This is a genomic window from Mycolicibacterium lutetiense, assembly GCF_017876775.1.
Taxonomy (GTDB): domain Bacteria; phylum Actinomycetota; class Actinomycetes; order Mycobacteriales; family Mycobacteriaceae; genus Mycobacterium; species Mycobacterium lutetiense.
The window spans coordinates 330,029-346,502 of sequence record NZ_JAGIOP010000001.1; the positions used below are offsets into that span (position 1 = coordinate 330,029).

Consider the following 16,474-nt stretch of genomic DNA (forward strand, 5'->3'; position numbering starts at 1 on the left):
TCAATCCATCTGGTAGCGGGGAAAAACCCCTGTCGGAGCGGGCAATTCGGTACCGGGCTTGATCCGGGTACCGATGGAGTCGAAGTCGCGTGCGTCGGACGGCTGGCCGAGCAGGTCGAGCAGCTTGGCCGTCGAGTCCGGCATCACCGGCTGCGTGAGCAGCGTTGCGATCCGCACTACCTCAAGCGTCGTGTATAGCACCGTACCGAACCGTTGTTGGTCAGCCGAATCGTCGGACTTGCGCAGCACCCACGGTTCCTGGGCGGAGAAGTAGCGGTTCGCCGCGCCGAGTACCGACCAGATCGATTCAAGTGCGAGGTGCATCGCCGGCACATCGTATTGCGCCCGCACCTGCTCGAGCAGCCGGTCGGCCGCATTCAGCATGGCGGTGTCGTCGTCGTTGAACGTGCCCGGGTCGGGGACCACACCGTCGAGGTTCTTGGCCACCATCGACAACGAGCGCTGGGCCAGGTTGCCCAGCTCGTTGGCCAGGTCGGCGTTGATCCGGCCGATGATGGCTTCCTCGCTGTAGCTGCCGTCCTGGCCGAAGGACACCTCACGCAGGAAGAAGAAGCGCACCTGGTCGACGCCGAAACGATCCGCCAGATCGACCGGGTCTATTACGTTTCCCAGCGACTTGCTCATCTTCTCGCCCTTGACGTTGATGAAGCCGTGCGCGAAGACCCGCTCGGGAAGCGCGATCCCGGCCGACATCAGGAACGCCGGCCAGTACACGCTGTGGAACCGGATGATGTCCTTGCCGATCATGTGCAGCTTGGCGGGCCAATATCTGCCGAAGGCCTCCGACGCCTCGTCCGGAAATCCCACCCCGGTCAGGTAGTTGGTCAGTGCGTCCACCCACACGTACATCACGTGGTCGGGGTGGTCGGGCACGGGCACACCCCAGTCGAACGTGGTCCGCGAGATCGAAAGATCCTTCAACCCGCCCGAGACGAAGCTGACGATTTCGTTGCGGCGCACGTCGGGCCCGATGAACTCGGGGTGGGCCTGATAGTGCGCCAGCAGCCGCTCGGCATAGTCCGACAGCCGGAAGAAGTAGGTCTGCTCCTCGGTCCAGGTGACCGGCGTGCCGGTCTCGATCGCGGTGCGGGTGCCGTCGGGCCCCACGGTGGTCTCGTCCTCGGCGAAGAACCTCTCGTCGCGGATCGAGTACCAACCGGAGTAGGCGCCCAGGTAGATGTCCCCGGCCTCGTTCATCCGGCGCCAGATCTCCTTGGACGCCTCATAGTGGTCGGCGTCGGAGGTGCGGATGAACCGGTCGAAGGAGATGTTGAGCTTTTCCTGCAGCCGCTGGAACACGTCGGAGTTGCGGTTGGCCAGCTCAGCCGCCGAGATGCCCTCGGTTGCCGCGGTCTCGGCCATCTTCTGGCCGTGCACATCGGTGCCGGTCAGATAGCGCACGTCGAAGCCATCGAGGCGCTTGAACCGGGCGATCGCATCGGTGGCGATGTACTCGTAGGCGTGCCCGATGTGCGGCGCACCGTTGGGATACGCGATCGCCGTAGTTATGTAGAAAGGCTCACTCATTTGGTCCCACCTTATGGTGTTGAGGTGGGTTCGAAACGCTCAGCCAGGGAGAAGCCGCCGGCACCGGAGCCGTTGGCGCCGCTGGTCGACGCGCACACACACCTCGACGCCTGCGGCGCGCAGACCGCCGAGGACGTGCGCGCGATCATGGATCGCGCGGCCGCCGTCGGGGTGGGCCAGGCGGTCACCATCGCCGACGATCTGGACTCGGCGCGCTGGGTGACCACGGCCGTCGAGGCTGACGAGCGGGTCTACGGGGCAGTGGCGTTGCATCCCACCCGGGCCAACGCGCTCACCGACGCGGCCAGGGCCGAACTGGAGCGTCTCGCCGTCCATCCCCGCGTGGTGGCGGTGGGGGAGACCGGGATGGACCTGTACTGGCCGGGCCGGTTGGACGGCTGCGCGACGCCGGCCGAGCAGCGCGAGGGCTTCGCCTGGCACATCGACCTGGCCAAGCGCACGGGTAAGCCGTTGATGATCCACAACCGGGACGCCGACGCCGAGGTGCTCGACGTGCTGCGCGCCGAAGGGGCGCCCGAGACAGTGATCTTCCACTGTTTTTCGTCGGGACCTGAGATGGCTCACACCTGCGTCGAGGCCGGCTGGGTGCTGAGTCTTTCCGGCACGGTCAGTTTCCGCAACGCCAATGAGCTGCGGGAAGCCGCCCGGTTGATCCCGCCGGGCCAGCTGCTGGTCGAGACCGACGCGCCGTTCCTGACCCCGCATCCGTTCCGCGGAGCACCGAACGAGCCGTACTGCCTGCCATACACTGTGCGGGCACTCGCAGAGTTGCTGGACCGGCCCGCCGAGAAGGTCGCGTCCGAGACCGCAGCCACTGCGGCGCGGGTGTACGGACTTAACGGGAGCCACCCGGCGTAGTTGCCGAGCCCGGTTGCTGAAATCGGGAGCTTTTCGTTACCGTCTTGTGATCAAAGCTCAACCGCCGGCGGTGCCCCATGCCGTCCTGGCCGAAAGCGGATGGTGTGGACGTGCTCAACAAACTTCATGAATCCCGATCGCCGCTGCTGCGAGGCGTGGTGGGAGCCCTGCTGGTCACGCTGACCGCGGCCGGGGGCTACGCCGTCGGATCGCACAAGACCGTGACGCTGAGCGTCGACGGCGCGCCGATGACCGTGACGACCATGAAGTCGCGGGTGATCGATGTGGTCGAGGAGAACGGTTTCTCGGTGGGCGATCGCGATGATCTCTACCCCTCGGCCGACGAGTCCGTGCACCAGGCCGACACCATCGTTCTGCGCCGCAGCCGGCCCCTGCAGTTGTCGTTGGACGGCAATGACAGCAAGCAGGTGTGGACCACCGCCTCGACCGTGGACGAGGCCCTGGCGCAGCTGAAGCTGACCGACAAGGCACCGGCCGCGGCTTCCCGCGGCAGCCGGGTGCCGCTGGCCGGTATGGCATTGCCGGTGGTGAGCGCGAAGACCGTCCGGATCGACGACGGCGGAGCCGTGCGGACAGTGCATCTGGCCGCGCCGAACGTTGCCGGTCTGCTGGCCGCCGCGGGGGCGCCGCTGGAGCAGAACGACACTGTTGTTCCGGCCGCATCGACCCCGGTCACCGAGGGTATGCAGGTCGAAGTGACCCGCATGCGCATCGTGAAGGTCACCGAGCGGGTTCCGCTGACCCCGGGCAATCAGCGCATCGAAGACACCTCCATGAACATGAGCCGTCAGGTCGTCGAGGAACCGGGCGCCCCGGGCACCCAGGACGTGACCTACGCGGTGGCCAAGGTGAACGGCGTGGAGACCGGCAGGCTGCCAGTAGCCAATGTCGTGATCGCCCCGGCGCGCGACGGCGTGCTGCGGGTCGGAGCAAAGCCCGGCACCGAAGTCCCGGCGGTCACCATGGGCGGCACCTGGGATTCTCTCGCGCAGTGCGAAGCGGGAGGTAACTGGGCCATTAACACAGGTAACGGATTTTTTGGTGGCGTCCAATTCGACCAGAACACCTGGGAGCGACAGGGCGGTCTGCGCTATGCTCCGAGGGCCGATCTGGCGACAAGAGAAGAGCAGATTGCGATTGCTACGGTGACGCAGGCCCGGCAGGGATGGGGTGCTTGGCCGACGTGTAGCGGGAGGATTGGGGCGCGCTGACTATTCGACTGCTCGGGCGGACCGAGATACGACGCTTGGCGAAAGAAATCGACTTTCGACCACGCAAGGCCTTTGGCCAGAACTTCGTTCATGATGCCAACACCGTTCGGCGCATCGTGTCGGCGTCCGGGATTCACCGGGACGACCATGTGCTCGAAGTCGGACCCGGCCTCGGGTCGCTGACTCTGCCCCTGTTGGACCGTGGTGCCAGGGTGACCGCGGTGGAGATCGACCCGGTGCTGGCCAAGCAACTGCCGGCCACCATCGCCGATCATTCGCACAGCGAGATCAACCGGCTCACCGTCATCAATCAGGACATCCTGACCCTGATGCCGTCCGATCTGACCGATCACCCGACGGCACTCGTGGCGAACCTGCCCTACAACATTGCGGTGCCCGCACTGCTGCACCTGTTGGCCGAATTCCCGTCGATTCGCACGGTGATGGTCATGGTGCAGGCCGAGGTGGCCGAGCGTCTGGCGGCCGAACCCGGCGGCAAGGACTACGGCGTGCCCAGTGCCAAGGCGCGTTTCTACGGAAACGTGCGCAGGCACGGGATGGTGTCGCCGACGGTGTTCTGGCCGATCCCGCGGGTGTACTCCGGGCTGGTCCGCATCGACCGGTACGAGACATCGCCGTGGCCGACGGAGGCCGAGTTCCGTGATGAGGTGTTCAAGCTCATCGACATCGGATTCGGGCAGCGGCGCAAGACCTCTCGTAACGCGTTCGCGGATTGGGCGGGTTCGGGCAACGAGTCGGCCGAGCGGCTGCTGGCCGCCAGTATCGACCCGTCGCGCCGCGGCGAGACGCTCGGTATCGCCGACTTCGTCCGGCTCCTGCAGCGGGCCAAGGAGGCCGAGGGTGAGGCCGCCGCCGAGGTTGCGGCGGAGCCTTCGCGCCCAACGTGAAGAAGATCGCGAGATTTTTCGATAATCTCGCGATCTACTTCACATTGGGGACGTGATTGCCTCGGCGATCAGGCTGACGAACTCCGAGCATGAGTCGTATCGCCGTTCCGGGTCCTTCGCCATCGCCCTGGTGACGATTGAGTCTGCCGAAGGTGCAATCCAGTTGCACCGCTGCGATATTCGTGGCGGTCGGCTGTACATCTGGTGATCGATCAGGGCTATCGCGGTATCCGCGGAGAACGGCGGCGACCCGGTCAGTAGCTCAACCGTCGTGCAGGCCAGTGCGTACTGGTCCGTTGCCGCCGACGGCGTCCGGTCACTGAGTAGCTCGGGTGCCGAATAGGGCAGTGACGCTTGAATATCCGGGTGCGGACGGGGCGCCCGGCGGGTGATGCGTCGGGCCGGGTCGAGGCTCATCCTGCTGTGCCGGTCCTGGGCCAGCTTGGCGGCCACGTCTGCGGCCATCGAATGGGCCACCCCGAAATCGATCAGCACTGCTCTCGAAAATGGTTGATCGACAAGGATATTGGCAGGTTTGACGTCGCAGTGCACGATGCCGCGTCGATGGACGTGATCGAGCGCCCCGGCGATCTGGGTCAGCGCGGTGAGCCGCTCGGGGATGCCGGTCAGGTTGGTCACCCTGCCACCGTCGAGGAGTTCCATCGCCAGCCAGCCCGGGCCCGCCGCGTGTGCCGTGACGACGTTCGGATGGGTGAGCTGGCGGGCGAAGTCGAACTCGCGTTGCAGCCGGGCCAACTGGGCGGGCCTGCGGTGCCGATCATCGAGAACCTTCAGTGCGACGAGGGCCCCGTCGGGATCGCGTGCCTGATACACGAGCGCTGAGCCGCCGTACCCCACGACCTTCGTCGCGGTGTATCCCGCTATTCCCACCTCGAGTGAGGGCACCGTCTCAGCCTAGGTTCACCGACAACCGTGGGTGGACGGCGATAGTGTCGTGGCCGTGTCAGCATCCGACGGCAGTACCGCCTCCGAGTGGGTCCCCACCGGTTCGGTGACCGTGCGCGTCCCCGGCAAGGTGAATCTCTACCTGGCCGTCGGCGACGTGCGCGACGACGGCTATCACGACCTCGCCACGGTGTTCCACGCCGTGTCGTTGCTGGACGAGGTGACGGTGCGCAATGCCGACATGCTGTCGGTGACGGTCGAGGGTGAGGGTGTGGAGTCGGTGCCCACCGACGAGCGCAATCTGGCCTGGCGTGCGGCCGAACTGTTGGCTGAGCATGTGGGCCGGGCGCCGGACGTGGCAATCAGCATCGACAAGTCGATCCCGGTGGCCGGCGGCATGGCCGGGGGGAGTGCCGACGCGGCCGCGGTGCTGGTGGCTATGAACACGTTGTGGGAGCTCGGGGTGCCCAGGCGCGATCTGCACGCCCTGGCCGCCAAGTTGGGCAGTGACGTCCCGTTCGCGCTGCACGGTGGTACTGCGCTGGGTACCGGCCGCGGTGAGGAGCTGGCCACGGTGTTGGCCCGCAACACTTTCCACTGGGTGCTGGCGTTCGCACGCAAGGGCCTGTCCACCCCCAAGGTGTTCGGCGAGCTGGATCGACTGCGCGCGGACACCTCGACTCCAGGCCCGCCGCGGACCGAGGAGCCCGAGCCCGTGCTGGCCGCGCTGGCGTCCGGTGATCCGGCCGAACTGGCCCCGCTGCTGGGCAATGACCTGCAGTCGGCCGCGCTGAGCCTGTACCCGGATCTGCGCCGGACCCTGCGGGCCGGGGTGGAGGCCGGCGCCCTGGCCGGCATCGTGTCCGGTTCGGGCCCGACGTGTGCGTTCCTGTGCTCGTCGTCGACGTCTGCGGTGGACGTGGGTACGGAACTGGCCGGGGCCGGCGTGTGCCGGACGGTGCGGGTGGCCAGCGGCCCGGTCAGCGGTGCCCGGGTTGTTCCCGAGCCGTCGACGTCGGCCTGACAGTCGGGTCTGACCCGCTGTCGTCTGTCGTTTTCGACGCCAGGGCTGTGGATTTTTTGGCAGAACGGCCCCTGGGTGGAAAGCGGTGCGGCCCACCCCATTGACGTCGGCCTGAAAATGTGACGCAGACCTCAATTAGTGCGAGGGTTTGGCAGTTACTTAAGGGCCTCTTAAGATGGTCGACGGTGAATGCTAGCGATCTTGCATCGAACGCGACTTGTGCGCCTGCCGTCCACGACGGTGGGTGGTCGCCCAGACGTACACCCGCTTCCGGGGCATCACCTTTTCGAGACATAACTGCTCCCCAATCGTGCGCGCGCGCCTACCCGCAAGCGGTGCACAGCGGGCGGAGCATGGATAACCGGGCAACTGCACCTGGCGCACTGCCGCCGGTGTCGGGGCCGCGGAAGCCAAGGAGGTCGTCGTGAGCAGATTCACCGAGAAGATGTACCGCAACGCTCGTGAGAGCAAGCGCGGCATGGTGACAGGTGAACCACAGGAGCCGGTTCGCCACACCTGGGGTGAGGTTCACGAGCGGGCCCGGCGCATCGCAGGCGGCCTGGCCGCCGCGGGTATCGGTCACGGCGACGCTGTCGGCGTGCTGGCCGGCTACCCCGTCGAGATCGCGCCGACCGCGCAGGGCGTGTGGATGCGCGGCGCGAGCCTGACCATGCTCCACCAGCCGACCCCGCGTACCGACCTGGCGGTGTGGGCCGAGGACACCATGAACGTGATCGGCATGATCGAGGCGGACGCCGTCGTCGTGTCCGAGCCGTTCCTGGTCGCCATCCCGGTGCTGGAGGAAAAGGGCATCAAGGTGGTCAAGGTCTCCGACCTGCTGGCCGCCGACCCGATCGACCCGGTGGAAACCGGCGAGGACGATCTGGCGCTGATGCAGCTGACGTCCGGGTCTACTGGATCCCCGAAGGCAGTGCAGATCACCCACCGCAACATCCACTCCAACGCCGAGGCGATGTTCATCGGCGCGAAGTACGACGTCGATACGGACGTCATGGTCAGCTGGCTGCCCTGCTTCCACGACATGGGCATGGTCGGCTTCCTGACCATCCCGATGTACTTCGGCGCGGAGCTCGTCAAGGTCACGCCGATGGACTTCCTGCGTGACACCCTGCTGTGGGCCAAGCTGATCGACAAGTACAAGGGCACCATGACCGCGGCGCCGAACTTCGCCTATGCGCTGTTCGCCAAGCGGTTGCGTCGCCAGGCCAAGCCCGGCGATTTCGACCTGTCCACGCTGCGGTTCGCGCTCTCGGGTGCCGAGCCCGTGGAGCCGGCCGACGTCGAGGACCTGCTCGACGCGGGCAAGCCGTTCGGTCTGAGGAAGTCGGCGATCCTGCCGGCCTACGGCATGGCCGAGACCTGCCTGGCGGTGTCGTTCTCCCCGTGCGACACGGGCCTGGTGGTCGACGAGGTCGATGCCGACCTGCTGGCCGCACTGCGCCAAGCTGTGCCCGCCACCAAGGGCAACACCCGGCGGCTGGCCTCACTGGGCCCGCTGCTGAAGGATCTGGAGGCCCGGGTCGTCGACGAGCACGGTGACGTCATGCTGGCCCGCGGCGTCGGCGTCATCGAGTTGCGCGGCGAATCCCTGACCCCCGGCTACCTCACCATGGGCGGCTTCCTGCCGGCCCAGGACGAGCACGGCTGGTACGACACCGGCGACCTCGGTTACATCACCGAAGAGGGCAACATCATCGTGTGCGGTCGCGTCAAGGACGTGATCATCATGGCCGGGCGCAACATCTACCCGACCGACATCGAGCGCGCCGCCGGCCGCGTCGACGGCGTGCGTCCGGGTTGCGCTGTGGCGGTGCGCCTGGACGCCGGGCACTCGCGTGAGACCTTCGCTGTCGCAGTGGAGTCCAACGCCTGGCAGGATCCGGCCGAGGTGCGCCGGATCGAGCATCAGGTGGCGCACGAGGTGGTGTCCGAGGTCGATATGCGTCCGCGCAACGTCGTGGTGCTCGGGCCCGGCAGCATCCCGAAGACCCCGTCGGGCAAGCTGCGTCGCGCCAACTCGGTCTCCCTGGTCACGTAGCCTTTTTCGGCACGCGAGCGAGCGCGACTCGCCGCGAAATCATCTGGCTCTCGGCAGGTAAACGGTGTCCGACCTGTGTATTCTGACGCCGAAACTAATTTGACGAGAGGACCGGCATGGTCAATTCCCGATGGGTTTCGGCGATCCTCGGTGCGGGCGTTATTGCTGCCGGGATTACCGCGGGCACCGCGTGGGCGGGTGGTCCCGGCGGTTACGTCGAGGATCCCGAAGACATATTCGCAGCAGTCGGCACCGGCGAATTCGTCGACACCCTGGCTGGTTTCACCGCGACCGGTGATACGAGTGAAGAGGCGTCGGCAGCGGTGATCGCCGCTTGCGAGAGCGCCGGTGGCGTGGAATGTACCGCCGACGAGGTGACCAACGACAACGTCTGCATCGTGTCCGTCGCCAGCCCCAGTAACCACGCGGTGGCCGGTGGGGCCGGGGCGACGGTGGAGGCTGCCCGCCAGGACGCGTTCACCCGGGCGGCGGCGAACAACACCCCGCTCGATGCAGATTCCCACGTCGTCGTATCGGCCTGCCCCTGATGAGCGAGGCGCGGAAAGGCAAGGAACTGATGACAGGTCGCGGCAAGTTGGCCTTCGTGATGGCGGGTTTGGCTGCAGCATCGGTGATTTCGGCACCGGTGGCGTCAGCTCGGCCGACCTGCCAGGACACGGCCACCAAGACGATCTGCACGACCAACGGCAGCACGTCGATCAAGGCGCGGCCCGGCACCGTCGCACCGCCGGCCAATCAGCCGATGATGCCGTGGCTCGGTATGCCCGGTCGTCGCCGCTAGCCAACCTCGTAATATTCCGTACCCGCGAGCGGGCGTGTCTCACCTGACACGCCCGCTCGAGGTCGTCATGGAGCCGTCGGCGCAGCGGGCTCGGCCGCGTCGGCGATCCGGTTCTGCCGAATGACGTAGCCGCGCAACATCAACAGAATCGCCACTGGCGCCGCCATCAGCGACAGCACTTCGAGCATGTCCGACCTCATACGTCGGGTGTACCTGCTGCGCACACGCTCGAGTCGGGCCTGAACGGTTTCTTTACGGCCGAGGGGGAGATCCTTGCACCCTGGGGAGGGTTTCCGGTGGCCCGCCCCGCGGCATCACCAGGCGTGCACGGTGTTCTGGGCCGGTTCCAGGCCCTCGGCGATCATCAACTCGGTGGCGTCGGCGGCCTGCTCGCAGATCGTCGGCACTTCGGCGCGTTCGGTGGCGGTGAACGCCTCGAGCACGTACGCCGCTGGATCCTTACGGCCCGGCGGGCGGCCCACTCCGATGCGGACTCGCTGAAAGTCCTTGCTGCCCAAGACCGATGCGATTGAACGCAGCCCGTTGTGGCCGCCTTCGCCGCCGCCGACCTTGAGCCGGATCCGTCCGAAGTCGATGTCGAGCTCGTCGTGAATGACCACGAGCCGGCCCGGCGGCACCGAATAGAACTTGGCCAACGGTCCGACCTGGCGGCCGGACTCGTTCATGTAGCACCGAGGTTTGGCCAGTATCACCGGGGCTCCTGCGAGCCGACCGGTGAGTACCTCGGCGCCGGACTTCTTGTGAACCTTGAAGGCCGAGCCGATGCGGGCGGCCAGCACATCGGCCACCATGAACCCGACATTGTGCCGGGTCTTGGCGTAGGCGGGCCCGGGATTTCCCAGGCCCACCACCAGCAGCGGCTCGGCCATCGAAAGGGGTGCCTACTCGGAGGCTTCGGCAGCCGCGGCCGCCGGCTGCTCGGCCGGGGCCGCGGGGGTCTCGGACTCGAGCTCCTCGGCACTCGGAGCCTCGACGACGTTGACCACCAGCAGCTCGGGATCCGACACCAGCGAAACGCCCGCAGGCAGCTCGACCTGGCCGGCCAGGATCTGGGTGCCGGCCTCGACGCCCTCGATCGACACGGTCAGGTGCTCGGGGATCGACAGGGCCTCGGCCTCGATCTCGATGGTGTTGGTGTCCTGGGTGACCAGTGCGCCCGGAACGGCGTCACCCTCGATGACGACGCTGACCTCGACGTGGACCTTCTCGCCACGGCGCACGACGAGCAGGTCGACGTGCTGGATGTTGCGGCGGATCGGGTGGATGTCGAGCGACTTGGTCAGGGCCAACTGCTCCTTGCCCTCGATGTCGAGGGTCAGCACGGCGTTGGTGCCCGAGTTGCGCAGCACGGCAGCGAACGCGCGGGCGTTGATCTCCAGGTGCTGGGGGTCGGTGCCGTGGCCATACAGCACGGTGGGCACGTTGCCGTCGCGGCGAGCCTGACGGGAGGCGCCCTTGCCGGTGCGGGTACGCACGGCGGCAGTCAGCTTATTGGGGGCGTTCTTGGATGATGCGGCCTTGGCCATGGTGTTGCTCCTCTAGTTGCGGTACTGCGGTCAGATCGTCAGCACGGCAAGGGTCACAACACTTACAGAAGTTCCCGCCGATAACGGTGGTCCAGAAGGTCCACCCTCGCCGTGACGCCAGGTCAGGGTAGCAAACGACGCAGGTCGCCCCAAAATCCGGTGGAAATCGCCCAACGCCCCTACAGCGGATAGGCCGTCTTGGTGAGCTCTTCGGACAATCCCCAGAGCGCCCTCTGGGTGTCCACCCGCCGGGCCAGCGGGCTGCGCCCGACCGGTTGGCTGGGGCCGAACTGGCCGAACCGCGGCCCGATGAAGCTGTCGCCGGGAACATCCTGGGACGCCGCGAACAGGGTCTGCCGGGCGCCGAACGACGCATCGCTGGCGAAAACCCGGTTGGCGGTCGCCATCATGCGCGCGCCGAACTTGTTGCCGGTCTGGCCCTGCAGGTTGGTGGCCGAATAGCCGGGGTGGGCGGCCAGGGCGCGCACCTGCGACCCCGAGGCCGTCAGCCGGCGCTGCAACTCGGAGGTGAACATCAGGTTGGCCAGCTTGGACTGGCCGTAGGCCAGCCACGCCGAATACGGCCGCGATTTCCAGTTCAGGTCCCCCAAGCTGATCTTCCCGATCATGTGCATCAACGAGGACACCGTCACCACCCGATCGGTGATCTTGGGTAGCAGCAGATTCGTCAGCGTGAAATGGCCGAGGTGGTTGGTGCCGATCTGGCTCTCGAAGCCGTCGACGGTGCGGCTGAGCGGGACCGCCATGATTCCGGCGTTGTTGATCAGTACGTCGACGCTCTCGACGGTGTCGGCGAACTCTCGCACCGAGGCCAGGTCCTGCAGGTCGAGTTTGCGGACCTCGACAGAGTTTCCCTGCGCGCCGGTCATCGTCTCGGCGGCTGCGGTGCCCTTCTCCAGGTTGCGCACCGCAACGGTGACCTTGGCGCCGACGCGGGCGAGCTCACGTGCGGTGATGAGCCCCAGCCCGCTGTTGGCGCCGGTGACGATCACCCGGCGGCCGGAAAACGAGGGCAGGTCGGCGCTGGTCCATCCACTCATGCTGACCACCCTACGGGTGGCTCAATTACTTCTTCGCGACGTTGAAGCCCGCGATGATCGATTCGATGTCCGGCCCCTGCGCCGCAGCCTCATCGGCGTAGGTCGTCACGGTCAGCTGGATGAGATACCGCTGCGGGGGCTGCAGCCCGTCATTGGCGATGACGACCCGGTTGTAGCTCTGCATGCGCTTGCCGTTGAGGTCGTAGCTGCCCTCGATCATCGCCGACGGGAAGCCCTTCCAGTCGGCGGTGGATGCGTTGAGCTGCTTGAAGTTCTCCGACAGTTGAGCATCGGCGTAACCGTGGTCTTTGAGGGCCTTGGGAATGTCGAAGTCACCGTGCAGGGCGAAGGCCAGCATCATCGCGGTGGGGTAGGTGTCGCCCTTGGCGATCATCCGGGTGCCTGGGGCCAGGTTCGGATTGTTGTAGGTATGCCATCCCGGTGGGTTCGGCATGGTCACCGTCAGACGCGGGATCTTCTCGGGCGCGATGGCCTCGCCGATCACACCGGATTCCTCCAGGTATTGCCACAGCGGCACCGGCTGCTTGTCGGCGGCGGCGGCGGCCGGAGCCGTCGAGCTCGTGGTCCAGATCGACTTGTAGTCAGGCGTTTCGGCGCCGCAACCGGTAACCAGCACCGCCAGCGCGCCGGCCGTGGCGAGCAGCTGCTTCACAGAATCTCGCGCACCGAATCGATCGGCCGGGCCAGCCTGGTGCCGTTGTCGGTGACGACGAACGGCCGCTCGATCAGGATCGGGTTCTCGGCCATCGCATCGAGCAGTTCGTCGTCGGAGGCATCGGCCAAACCCAGTTCGGCATAGAGGGATTCACGCTTGCGCACCGCGGTGCGGACATCGATCCCGGCAGCTTTGATCAGCGCGGCGATCTCATCGCGTGTCGGCGGCGTCTTCAGGTACTGCACAACTTCGGGCTCGATCCCGTTCTCGCGCAACAGGTCCAGCGTCTTGCGTGAGGTGGAGCACTTCGGGTTGTGGTAGATACGCGCCGGCACCGCTATGCCGACCCGTCGAAGAGCCCGGTCACCGAACCGTTCTCGAACACCGCGCGAATGGTGCTGGCCAGCAGCGGCGCGATGGACAGCTCGGTCAGCTGTGGGAACTTCTTGTCCTCGGTGATCGGCAGCGTGTTGGTGACGATCACCTCACGGGCGCCGCAATCGGCCAGGCGCTGGGCGGCCGGGTCGGACAGCACGCCGTGCGTCGCGGCGATCACCACGTCCTTGGCGCCGTCCTCACGCAGCAGCTTGACCGCGCCGGCGATGGTGCCGCCGGTGTCGATCATGTCGTCGGTGAGGATGCAGGTCTTGCCCTTGACGTCGCCCACCACCCGGTTGGCCACGACTTGGTTGGGCACCAGCGGGTCGCGGGTCTTGTGGATGAACGCCAGCGGCACGCCGCCCAGCGAGTCGGCCCACTTCTCGGCGACACGCACGCGGCCCGAGTCCGGTGACACCACGACGACGTCGGAGTCGTTGTACTTGTCGGCGATGTAGCCGCACAGCAGCGACTGGGCGCGCATGTGGTCCACGGGGCCGTCGAAGAAGCCCTGGATCTGGTCGGTGTGCAGGTCGACCGAGACGATGCGGTCGGCGCCGGCGGTCTTGAGCAGGTCGGCGACCAGGCGGGCCGAGATGGGCTCGCGGCCGCGGTGCTTCTTGTCCTGCCGCGCGTACGGGTAGAACGGCAGGATCGCGGTGATCCGCTTGGCGCTACCGCGCTTGAGCGCGTCGATCATGATCAGCTGCTCCATGAGCCACTGGTTCAGCGGCGCAGGGTGACTCTGCAGCACGAACGCGTCGCAGCCGCGCACGGACTCGTCGAACCGGACGAAGATCTCGCCGTTGGCAAAGTCACGGGCGGTCTGCGCCGTGACCTCGATGCCGAGTTCCTTGGCCACTTGCTCCGCCAACTCGGGGTGCGCACGCCCCGAGAACAGCATCAGGTTTTTTCGATTGTCGGTCCAGTCCGTGGCCACTATGGCTGCCTTCGCGGTTGGGGATCGATACGGGGCAATCGTACGTAGCGTTTCCGGTAGTTCGTAGCCGGGTTACCAGATTGCCAACATGAAACGTCCGTTCAGCCGCTGGGCCGGGTGGACCGATAACCGCTTATGCGGCGGATTGCTGCTCGATAGTGGCTGCAATTCGCCGCATTGACGTGCTCAGTCGCCCTCGCCGCGGGCTTTGCGGGCAGCTTCGGCCGCGGCAGACCCCGGACGCTTGCGTTCCACCCAGCCCTCGAAGGTGCGCTGGGCGTTGTCCGAGACCGCCAGCGCGCCGGGCGGGACGTCGTCGCGCAGCACGGTGCCCGCGCCGGTATAGGCACCGTCGCCGACGGCCACCGGGGCGATGAACATGGTGTCGGAGCCGGTGCGCACGTGGGAGCCGATGGTGGTGCGGTACTTGTTCTCGCCGTCGTAGTTGACGAAGACGCTGGAGGCCCCGATGTTGCTGTGATCGCCGATGTCGGCGTCGCCGACGTAGGTCAGGTGGGGCACCTTGGTGCCGGTACCGATCGTGGAGTTCTTCGTCTCGACGAAGGCGCCGAGCTTGGCCTCGGCCCCGAGGGTCGTGCCCGGCCGCAGATAGGTGAACGGGCCGACGGTCGCGCCCGCGCCGATCACAGCGAGCTGGGCGTGCGTGCGCACCACGGATGCGCCGTCACCGACCTCGACGTCGGTCAGGGTGGAATCCGGACCGATCTCGCAGCCGGCGCCGATCTCGGTGGTCCCCAGCAGCTGGGTGCCGGGGCGGACGACGGTGTCGCGGCCGATGGTGACGTCGACGTCGATCCACGTGGAGGCCGGGTCGATGATCGTCACACCGGCGCGTTGATGACGGGCCACGATGCGGCGGTTGAGCTCGGCGCCGAGGTCGGCGAGTTGCACCCGGTCGTTGACGCCGGCGACCAGCGCGCTGTCGTCGACGTGCATGGCCCGCACCGTCCGGCCGTCCTGGCGCACGATCGCGATGACGTCGGTGAGGTAGAGCTCCTGCTGGGCGTTGTTCGAGCTCAGCCGGCTCAACGCCGAGCGCAGGTCGGCGATGTCGAAGGCGTACACGCCGGCGTTGACCTCGCGGATGGCCCGCTGTGAGTCGGTGGCGTCGGCCTGCTCGACGATGCCGATTACTTCGTTGTCCTGGGTGCGCAGGATGCGGCCGTAACCGGTGGGGTCGGGCACGGTGGTGGTGACGACGGTGACCGCGGCCGGTTGCGCGCTGTGGGACTGGATGAGGCCGGCCAGGGTGTCGGCGTCGAGCAGCGGGACATCACCGGAGGTCACCACGACCGTGCCGGTGAATTCGTCGGGCAGTGCGCTCAGGCCGCAGGCCACGGCGTGGCCGGTGCCGAGCTGTTGATCCTGGATCGCGACGTCGATGGTGCGGCCCAGCTTGTCGGCCAGCTCGCCGATAGCGGGGGCGATGCGCTCCCGGTCGTGACCGAGGACGACCACCAGGTGTCGGGCGGTGGCATTGGCCACGGTGTGCACGGCGTGGCTGAGCATGCTGCGGCCGGCCAGGGTGTGCAGCACCTTGGGGGTGTCCGAGCGCATCCGGGTGCCGGCGCCTGCCGCCAGTACGACGACTGCGGCCTCCATCGGTGCGGTCATGTTCTCCTCTCCGGCGAGCGACCGGGTCTGTACGCCGACACGCCGTCCTTAGTGTCATATTGCGGTCGCTCGCGGAAGTTTGAGCTCCGTCGCCAGGACTCGAACCTGAACTATCTGAACCAAAATCAGAGGTGCTGCCGATTACACCACGACGGAATGTCCGGGAGAGACTCTAGTCGAACGGTCTAGCCTGATATGCGTGGCAGCACCCGAGAAGGAAGTGCGGGCCCCCCGGGCCCGGATGACCGGCAGTGAACGGCGACAACAGCTCATCGAGATCGCCAAGTCGCTGTTCGCCGAACGAGGCTACGAGGGGACCTCGATCGAGGAGATCGCCCAGCGTGCGAACGTCTCCAAACCCGTGGTCTACGAGCATTTCGGCGGCAAAGAAGGCTTGTACGCCGTCGTCGTCGACCGGGAGATGTCGGCCTTGCTGGACGGGATCACCTCGTCGCTGACCAACAACCGGTCCCGGGTGCGGGTCGAACGGGTGGCCCTGGCCCTGCTGACCTACGTGGAGGAACGCACCGACGGTTTCCGCATCCTGATCCGCGATTCGCCGGCGGCCATCACCTCGGGGACCTACGCCACGTTGCTCAACGACGCGGTCAATCAGGTGTCCTCGATCCTGGCCGGGGATTTCTCCCGCCGCGGGCTCGACCCGGACCTGGCGCCGCTGTATGCCCAGGCGCTGGTCGGTTCGGTGTCGATGACCGCGCAGTGGTGGCTCGACGTGCGTGAGCCCAAGAAAGAAGTGGTGGCCGCGCACGTGGTCAACCTGGCCTGGAACGGACTGACCCATCTCGAGTCCGATCCGATCCTGCACGAGGAGTAGCGCAACTAACTGCAACCTGGGGGTTGCAATCTCGGGTCTTCATG

General features: G+C 66.7%; 18 protein-coding genes and 1 tRNA gene. 8 read left to right on the forward strand and 11 right to left on the reverse strand.

Annotation, left to right across the window (positions count from 1 at the left end):
* Complete coding sequence (gene metG, locus JOF57_RS01625; protein WP_209913015.1) at positions 1-1,548, reverse strand: methionine--tRNA ligase; 1,548 nt, start codon at positions 1,546-1,548, stop codon at positions 1-3.
* A 24-nt stretch (positions 1,549-1,572) separates the two neighbouring features.
* Here metG and JOF57_RS01630 point away from each other — a divergent pair, with 24 nt between their 5' ends.
* The 3 genes from JOF57_RS01630 (at position 1,573) to rsmA (ending at position 4,567) form a co-directional block, all read left to right on the forward strand.
* Entirely contained in the window at positions 1,573-2,427 is an 855-nt protein-coding gene (locus JOF57_RS01630) for a TatD family hydrolase (protein WP_209913017.1), read from the forward strand.
* Positions 2,428-2,531: 104 nt separating this feature from the next.
* Complete coding sequence (locus JOF57_RS01635; RefSeq protein WP_209915695.1) at positions 2,532-3,659, forward strand: resuscitation-promoting factor; 1,128 nt, start codon at positions 2,532-2,534, stop codon at positions 3,657-3,659.
* Positions 3,656-4,567 (forward strand): 16S rRNA (adenine(1518)-N(6)/adenine(1519)-N(6))-dimethyltransferase RsmA, encoded by a 912-nt coding sequence (gene rsmA, locus JOF57_RS01640; RefSeq protein WP_209915693.1) that lies wholly within the window; start codon positions 3,656-3,658, stop codon positions 4,565-4,567. Before JOF57_RS01635 ends, rsmA begins: the two co-directional genes overlap by 4 nt.
* A 39-nt stretch (positions 4,568-4,606) precedes the next feature.
* On the opposite strand, the gene JOF57_RS01645 is transcribed toward rsmA, so the two are convergent.
* On the reverse strand, positions 4,607-5,473 hold the full coding sequence (locus JOF57_RS01645) for a serine/threonine-protein kinase (RefSeq protein WP_209913019.1): 867 nt from the start codon (positions 5,471-5,473) through the stop codon (positions 4,607-4,609).
* Between the two features lie 55 nt (positions 5,474-5,528).
* On the opposite strand from JOF57_RS01645, the gene JOF57_RS01650 reads away from it, so the two are divergent.
* From JOF57_RS01650 to JOF57_RS01665, 4 genes are all read left to right on the forward strand, one after another.
* Entirely contained in the window at positions 5,529-6,497 is a 969-nt protein-coding gene (locus JOF57_RS01650) for a 4-(cytidine 5'-diphospho)-2-C-methyl-D-erythritol kinase (RefSeq protein ID WP_209913021.1), read from the forward strand.
* A 424-nt stretch (positions 6,498-6,921) separates the two neighbouring features.
* A complete protein-coding gene (locus JOF57_RS01655; protein WP_209913024.1) occupies positions 6,922-8,556 on the forward strand; it encodes a fatty acyl-AMP ligase in 1,635 nt (544 codons plus the stop codon).
* A gap of 116 nt (positions 8,557-8,672) precedes the next feature.
* On the forward strand, positions 8,673-9,104 hold the full coding sequence (locus tag JOF57_RS01660; protein WP_209913026.1) for a DUF4189 domain-containing protein: 432 nt from the start codon (positions 8,673-8,675) through the stop codon (positions 9,102-9,104).
* A complete protein-coding gene (locus tag JOF57_RS01665; protein WP_234937676.1) occupies positions 9,104-9,358 on the forward strand; it encodes a hypothetical protein in 255 nt (84 codons plus the stop codon). The genes JOF57_RS01660 and JOF57_RS01665 overlap by 1 nt, the downstream gene beginning before the upstream one ends.
* 65 nt (positions 9,359-9,423) lie before the next feature.
* Here JOF57_RS01665 and JOF57_RS31170 read toward each other — a convergent pair whose 3' ends face one another.
* From JOF57_RS31170 to JOF57_RS01705, 9 genes are all read right to left on the reverse strand, one after another.
* Positions 9,424-9,558, reverse strand: a complete 135-nt coding sequence (locus tag JOF57_RS31170) for a hypothetical protein (protein ID WP_273544622.1) — start codon at positions 9,556-9,558, stop codon at positions 9,424-9,426.
* A 114-nt stretch (positions 9,559-9,672) separates the two neighbouring features.
* Positions 9,673-10,248, reverse strand: coding sequence for an aminoacyl-tRNA hydrolase (gene pth, locus JOF57_RS01670; RefSeq protein ID WP_209913028.1), 576 nt, complete (start codon positions 10,246-10,248; stop codon positions 9,673-9,675).
* Between the two features lie 12 nt (positions 10,249-10,260).
* Positions 10,261-10,905, reverse strand: a complete 645-nt coding sequence (locus JOF57_RS01675) for a 50S ribosomal protein L25/general stress protein Ctc (RefSeq protein WP_209913030.1) — start codon at positions 10,903-10,905, stop codon at positions 10,261-10,263.
* Between the two features lie 179 nt (positions 10,906-11,084).
* The gene (locus tag JOF57_RS01680) at positions 11,085-11,966 is read right to left on the reverse strand and encodes an oxidoreductase (RefSeq protein ID WP_209913032.1); all 882 of its coding nucleotides are present in this window, start codon (positions 11,964-11,966) and stop codon (positions 11,085-11,087) included.
* Between the two features lie 25 nt (positions 11,967-11,991).
* Positions 11,992-12,639, reverse strand: coding sequence for an LpqN/LpqT family lipoprotein (locus JOF57_RS01685; RefSeq protein WP_209913034.1), 648 nt, complete (start codon positions 12,637-12,639; stop codon positions 11,992-11,994).
* Positions 12,636-12,983: an arsenate reductase (glutaredoxin) gene (gene arsC, locus JOF57_RS01690; protein ID WP_209915700.1), complete on the reverse strand. Its 348-nt coding sequence runs from the start codon at positions 12,981-12,983 to the stop codon at positions 12,636-12,638. The genes JOF57_RS01685 and arsC overlap by 4 nt, the downstream gene beginning before the upstream one ends.
* Positions 12,980-13,960 carry a ribose-phosphate diphosphokinase gene (locus tag JOF57_RS01695; RefSeq protein WP_209913036.1) on the reverse strand — a complete coding sequence of 327 codons (981 nt, stop codon included), beginning with the start codon at positions 13,958-13,960 and terminating at the stop codon, positions 12,980-12,982. Before JOF57_RS01695 ends, arsC begins: the two co-directional genes overlap by 4 nt.
* A 186-nt stretch (positions 13,961-14,146) precedes the next feature.
* Positions 14,147-15,595: a bifunctional UDP-N-acetylglucosamine diphosphorylase/glucosamine-1-phosphate N-acetyltransferase GlmU gene (gene glmU / locus JOF57_RS01700; protein ID WP_209913038.1), complete on the reverse strand. Its 1,449-nt coding sequence runs from the start codon at positions 15,593-15,595 to the stop codon at positions 14,147-14,149.
* Between the two features lie 84 nt (positions 15,596-15,679).
* Positions 15,680-15,751, reverse strand: a tRNA-Gln gene (locus tag JOF57_RS01705).
* 85 nt (positions 15,752-15,836) lie between these two features.
* Here JOF57_RS01705 and JOF57_RS01710 point away from each other — a divergent pair.
* Positions 15,837-16,430, forward strand: a complete 594-nt coding sequence (locus JOF57_RS01710) for a TetR/AcrR family transcriptional regulator (RefSeq protein WP_209915701.1) — start codon at positions 15,837-15,839, stop codon at positions 16,428-16,430.
* The last annotated feature ends 44 nt before the right edge of the window (positions 16,431-16,474 follow it).